This window comes from Holospora obtusa F1 (assembly GCF_000469665.2).
In the GTDB taxonomy this organism is placed as follows: Bacteria; Pseudomonadota; Alphaproteobacteria; order Holosporales; family Holosporaceae; genus Holospora; species Holospora obtusa.
Window position 1 is genome coordinate 1 of the sequence record NZ_AWTR02000033.1, and the last position, 6581, is coordinate 6581.

A 6581-nucleotide genomic window follows, 5' to 3' on the forward strand; every position below is an offset into this window, starting at 1 on the left:
TGAGTTATCAAATAGTCGCTATAAATATCAAGAAGATCCAGTTTCATTTTTTGTCCTTAAAAACTTACGGACGAAAAATATGATGATTTCAAGCAGAAATCAACTATTGCTGCGTAACATCAGTTATTGAAAGTGAAAACCTCATTGAATCATTTTGCAATAAAACAAAAACTATTGTTAAAAGCCAATCTTTTAATGTTCAATGAACTTCAAATTTTGAAAGATGCTACGTAAGATGAGTTAATTTTACTATAACACTTTCATTGCCAGTAAACACGTTGTTTTTATAACCAATTTTATATTTTTTTAAATGGATAAAAAAAAGCGTTTTAGGCCTTGATTTTTAGATAAAACGTTTGTTACAATGGGAACAATCCCCCTGGTGGTGGAATTGGTAGACGCGGTAGACTCAAAATCTATTGCCTGTATAGGCATGAGAGTTCGACTCTCTCCTAGGGGACGTTTAAATATATCTTGAAAAAAATCATTATAAATATTTGTAACATATGAATGGTTGGATAAACATTTGGAAACAACGTGATACTGTGTGTACGCGCGTTGATCGTGCAGTGAAGAGATGGCTTGGAGGGGGCATAAAAGTTGGTCACGCAGGAACGTTAGATCCTTTTGCAGAGGGCGTCCTTCCCATCGCGTTTGGTCATGCTACTCGGCTCGTCCCTTTTATATTAAATTTTCCAAAAACGTATCACTTTACGTGTGTATGGGGAATTGATACGGATACTCAAGATCCTACAGGATCTATCATATCCAAGTCTTCAGTGCGTCCTTCTTATACATCTATAAAGCAAGCTCTTTCAAAATTTTTGGGTGTTTCTTTTCAAAAGCCCTGTAAATATTCGGCAGTTAAAGTTAACGGAATTCCCGCGTATACCTTAGCTCGAGAAGGGCGAGTTTTTGATTTGCCTGAAAAGCTTATTAACATTCATCGTTTAGATTTGATTACTTCGGAATCTAACTATGATGGAGAGAATATTGAAATTGAGATGGTGTGCGATAGCGGCACTTATGTACGCGCTTTTGCGAAAGATTTAGCAGAAAATTTAAGTACGTTAGCGTATGTGTCTAAACTAACACGAACTTCTGTAGGACCGTTTCAAGGTAATCAATCAATAAGCGTATGTACATTAACGAAAAACATGATTGATCATGCTCAACAGTTTATTTATCCAACAGATTACGGATTAAAGTTCCCTGTTATTGTTGTTAATGAAGTACAAAAGACACAGCTTTGGAATGGAAGGCAAGTTTTTTTGGATTTACCCTTTTTTTCCGATTTTTGGGTTTGTAAATATCAAGAAAAAATGATATGTTTAGCTAAAGGAGTGGCAGGTGGTGTAGTTCCGTATCGTTGTTTTGTTGATTCGGCGCATAAATAAAAAGACTTGCGGATAATTTAAATTAAGCTAATGGAGAATGTTTGATGGCTTTATCTTATGAAAAAAAGAAAAAAATTATAGAAACTTTTGAAAAAAAAACTGGAGATACGGGGTGTCCAGAAGTTCAGATTGCTCTTTGTACAGCTAGAATTTTTGAGATCTCAGAGCATTTAAAAAGTCATAAAAATGATGTAAGTAGTCGTCGAGGTCTTGAGGGGCAGCGAAGTGCAAGAAGACGTTTGCTAGATTACTTAAAAAGAGAAGATGAAGATCGTTACAAAACCATTCTTTCCGCTTTGGAGTTGCGTCGGTGAATAAAGAATCTCATTTTTTTAATATCATTTCAAAAAAAATAGAATGGGCCGGATGTCCCTTAACATTAGAAGTTGGACGTATTGCTAGACGAGCTTTGGGAGCAGTCACCGTTTATCATCGCGACACAGTAATATTGTGTACAGTTTGTGTAGGAAAAGAAGTTTTTTTTGGGTCAGGAGTTCCTCTTTCTGTGTATTACCAAGAAAAGCTTTCGTCGGCAGGACGAATTCCAGGAGGATTTGTTAAGCGTGAAGGGAAGCCTTCTGAGTATGAAACACTAGTTTCCAGGTATATTGATCGCATGTTGAGACCCTCTTTTGTAAAGGGTTTTTTTCATGAAGTTCAAATTGTATGTACGGTGCTTAGTTATGATATAGATACTGACCCTGGTGTGTTGTCGATGATTGGAGCGTCTGCAGCGTTAGCTATTTCTGGTTTGCCCATTCAAGAAATTTCTGCCGGGGCACGTGTTGGGTATCAGAATGGACAGTTTACATTGAGCTCTCCCCATGAAGCGTTTGATGTATTGATTGGAGCCACTCCTTCTGGAACTTCGATGATTGAGTGTCAAGCAACAGCTTGCACAGAAGAATTTATTCTAGAAGCGTTAAAATTTGGGCATCAATCACTTAAACCTATCTTTGAAGGTATTCAATGGCTTCGAGATAGTGTCAAGCCTCATCATTTTTTTCATGCTTCTCCAGAATATTTATCTTTAAAGTTTCCCGCTTCTCTTCGCAAAGATTTAGAGGAAGCGTGTTGCTTAACGATTCCTCGCGCGCGACATATTCATCTTGAGAAAGCTTTGCTTGCGTGGAAAGGATTATGTGAATCTCAAGGTCATGTGCATTTAGAGCATATTGAGTCTTATTTTTATGAAAAATGGAGACAAGTTGCTCGAAACTATATTGTAACAGAAAAAAAGCGTTTAGATGGTCGAAAATGGGATGAAATTCGTCCAATTATGTGTGAGGTTGGTTTGTTACCAAGATGTCATGGTAGCGCCTTATTTACGAGAGGTGACACTCAAGCTTTGGTCACAGTTACTTTGGGAAGTCGACAAGACGATAGTCAGATGATTGAACGTCTTTCTGGTGTAGAGCGAGAATACTTTATGTTGCATTACTGTTTTCCCCCTTATGCTGTGGGTGAAGTCGGTAAGATGTTTGCTCCTGGAAGAAGAGAAATTGGTCATGGACGTTTAGCTCAAAAAGCTTTAATTAACTTGCTTCCCAAAGATTTGAATTGTACTGTACGGTTGGCGTCAGAAATTACTGAGTCTTACGGATCTTCCTCTATGGCCACTGTATGCGGAGCTTCTATTGCTTTAATGGATGCGGGGATACGATTAAAAGCACCTGTTGCAGGAATTGCTATGGGATTAATTTCAAAAGAAGACCCGTCAGATCAGGACGTTCTGCTTTGGGATATTTCAGGTACAGAAGATTTCTTGGGAGATATGGATTTTAAAGTGACGGGAACTTCTCAAGGAATCACAGCTCTTCAGGTTGATTTAAAAATTAATACGTTAACTTTTGAGATAATAGAGCAAGCACTCGCTCAAGCAAAAGTTGGGCGTTTACAAATTTTGCAAACAATGGAACAGCAAACCATTAGTGCGCCAAGAGATACTGTAAGTGTCCACGCGCCTCGTCTAAATCGAATAAAAATTCCTGTAGATAAGATTCGAGATCTTGTAGGTCCTGGGGGAAAGCATATTAAGCAGCTGTGTGATGCAAGTCAATCCAAAATTGATATTGGTGAAGACGGGCAAGTAAGTATTTTTTCTTATCGTGCTGAAGATGCAGAATATGCGCTAAAAGCGATCAAAAATTTAACACAAGGTCCTATCATAGGAAGTGTTTATGATGGGGTCGTTAAAAAATTGTTAGATTTTGGAGCTTTTGTAAATTTCGGTTTTCCTCAAGATGGTTTAGTGCATGTGACCGAGATTTTAGCTGGAAAACGATTAACACATCCGTCCGAACATCTTAAAGAAGGTCAATCTGTTCAGGTTCGCGTGTTGGATATTGATAAGAATGGGAAGGTGCAGTTAAGCATCCGTCAAGCTTAGTGTGATTAGGTCATGAAAGAAAATTGTTTAAAAAAAGTTCTACTCATTGATCGGTCATTTCATGGTGAAGAAACTCGAGTGGCGGTTGTTAAAGATGGGATATTAGAAGAGTTTGATCACGAAATTTCTTTTAAACGTTTAAAAAAAGGAAATATATATTTAGCTCAGATTACGCGCGTGGAGGCTGCGTTACAAGCAGCTTTTTTAGAATTTGGAGATAAAAAGCAAGGGTTTTTAGCATTTTCAGAGATTCATCCAGGATATTATCAATATAAAGGGGAAGAAGAGAATAAAAATGAAACGGAATTACAAGAAAATTTTGAACATGAAGATTCCTCACTGAAAGGAACTTCGCAAGAAGGAAAAGAAGATTCGAAAGTTCCCCGTGTTAAAAATTTTCCATTACGTATACAAGATGTAATTAAAAAAGGTCAAGTGATGCTTGTTCAAGTTGTTAAAGATGCGCGCGGAAATAAAGGAGCAGCACTGACTACTTACATTTCTTTGGCAGGACGTTTTATTGTTTTTATGCCCAACAGCCCAGGAGAGATCAAAGTCTCTCGTAAAATTACAGACAAGGCAGATCGAAAACATTTAACAGAAATGTCTGAAAATTTAGATCTTTCAGAAGGTATGAGTGTTATTTTGCGTACCGCAGGGTTGGGGAGAACAGAAAAAGAGCTTAAACGAGATTACGATCGTCTTATCAGAGTATGGAAAAAAATAGAAGAACTTTCGAGAAATGTAAAAGAGGTTCCTGCATTATTATGCGAAGAAAATGACTTAATTTATCGTGCTTTTCGAGATTTTTACAGTAATGATATTGAAGAAATTTGGGTAGAAGATAAAGAAAGCTTTAAAAAAGCTCAAAATATTATGAAGATTTTTATGCCTACTCATCGAAGACGTGTAAAATTATATCAAGAAACTGAGTGTACACTTTTTGAAAAATATGCGTTAGAGGAAATGATTAATAATTTGTATCAACCACAAGTTACGCTTCCTTCGGGAGGATATTTGATTATTAATCAAACAGAAGCTTTAGTTTCTATCGATGTTAACTCTGGTAAATCCATTCGAGAGCGTGCAATGGAGGAAACGGCATTAAAAACTAATTTAGAAGCGGCTCAGGCAATTGGAAGGCAGTTGCGGTTAAGAGATCTATCTGGATTGATCGTAATTGATTTTATTGATATGCCTTCTCACCGTTATGGACAAGTAGAAAAATTTTTAGAAAATGCGTTAAAAGTGGATCGTGCTCGTATTCAAGTAGGAAAAATTAGTCAATTTGGTTTATTGGAAATGTCTAGACAAAGATTACGACAAGGATTGTTTGAGAGCATTTCTAGACCGTGTCATTTATGTCATGGAAACGGATACATTTTATCAGATAATGCGCTTGCAATGAAGGTTTTGAGGAATATTGCACGTCAAGCATCTCTTGCGTCTCCGGCAAGTCATTTAACGGTTGAGGTTTCTATGGAGGTAGGGCATGTTCTTATTAATCAGTACAGAAGGTATTTAACAGAACTTGAAAATACTATGGGAGTATTTATCAATCTTCAAATACAATCTGGTCGACAATTTGATTCCGTAGATGTAATTGTTACCCCGAAATTAAATGAAATTTCTCTTTTAACTTCATCGTCCTATGAAATTTCTGATACAGAAAAAATTTCTGAAAAATTAAAGTTGCCTTTTTCTGTTTTAGATTCAGAAAATGAAAAAAAAGAAATCGAAAAAGCTAGAGAAATTATTGTTCCTTTGCAGAAATCTCAAGATTCGAACGACGATTTTGCTGTAGAGGAAAGTTTATCTGTGGAGGAAGAAAAACATTTGAAAAAAACTAAAAAATCTAAGCGAAAAAAAAATATTACGCAAGTACTACAGACTAAAGAAAAACTTAACAATGCAGAAGAAGTTTCAGAAGATGAAGAAAATTTAGAAGAAGTTTCAGAAGATGAAGAAAATTTAAAATCAGAAAAAGTAAATTTTTTCGAAAATAATGTTGAAAATCTTAATTTAGAGATCGAAAATGTTGAAGAAAAACAAGAAAATCTAAATCCTGGATTAATGGAAATGGCAAAAGCTCTTGAAGTTAAAGCCTTAAAACGACGATATCGGCGTCGTCGTATTTTCTTGAAGGACAAAGTAACGGAAAATAATGAAAAAGGCGGCTATGCTTAAGAGTAGGAGGTGTGTTTTTTATTTTTTGATTGTACATCAAAAAAATTAGCAGGGTATTTATTTTTATGTAAAAAAAAATATAAAATGTTAACATGAATGTATTTTGAAGTATTTTTCGAAAATATTTTAAGAAACACACATACTGTGTTTTCAATGTTTTTAAGAATTTTTTAGCTGTAATTTTTCTAAAAAGTCTTAAACTATAGTAATTTAGCTTGAAAACGGGACAAAGAAATGCTATTTTTAAAAGAAAATGACAAAAAAATAATACAGCTTAGATCTAAGGGAGAGAGTAATAGAATATATTAAGCTTGGTAACACTCAAAACACGACATCCAAGATATTGAGGTGATGGATCAGGTGCCAAGAAGCGGGGTCCATTAAAGCCAAACCACGCTTAAGCAGAAAGAGCAAAATAGCCCCAGAAAAGCTAAGAGTTTATGTCGAAGGCCAATGAAGATAAAAAACGAGCAGAAGATAGCAAAACTATTTAATGCTAGTATTTCTGCGTATCGGAGGTGAAATAAGCTAGGCTTTAGCTGTAAAAAAAAAACTTTACCTACTTGCAAGCAAGCCAAAAAAACGAGAGCGATATAAAAAAACTAGCA

The 6581-nt window shown here is 35.8% G+C and carries 4 protein-coding genes, 1 tRNA gene and 1 pseudogene; all 6 read left to right on the forward strand.

All coding sequences use genetic code 11. The annotated features are described in order from the left end of the window. Window positions 1-120: 120 nt before the first annotated feature. A pseudogene (locus P618_RS09080) lies at window positions 121-234 on the forward strand (IS701 family transposase); the annotation flags it as partial. Window positions 235-376: 142 nt separating this feature from the next. Next, window positions 377-460 (forward strand) — tRNA-Leu (locus P618_RS01255). 46 nt (window positions 461-506) lie between these two features. Beyond that, window positions 507-1397, forward strand: coding sequence for a tRNA pseudouridine(55) synthase TruB (gene truB, locus P618_RS01260; protein ID WP_021827150.1), 891 nt, complete (start codon window positions 507-509; stop codon window positions 1395-1397). Between the two features lie 44 nt (window positions 1398-1441). Next, window positions 1442-1711 (forward strand): 30S ribosomal protein S15, encoded by a 270-nt coding sequence (gene rpsO, locus P618_RS01265; protein WP_021827151.1) that lies wholly within the window; start codon window positions 1442-1444, stop codon window positions 1709-1711. After that, entirely contained in the window at window positions 1708-3786 is a 2079-nt protein-coding gene (gene pnp / locus P618_RS01270; protein WP_021827152.1) for a polyribonucleotide nucleotidyltransferase, read from the forward strand. Before rpsO ends, pnp begins: the two co-directional genes overlap by 4 nt. Window positions 3787-3798: 12 nt before the next feature. Next, the gene (locus P618_RS01275) at window positions 3799-5973 is read left to right on the forward strand and encodes an Rne/Rng family ribonuclease (protein WP_021827153.1); all 2175 of its coding nucleotides are present in this window, start codon (window positions 3799-3801) and stop codon (window positions 5971-5973) included. The last annotated feature ends 608 nt before the right edge of the window (window positions 5974-6581 follow it).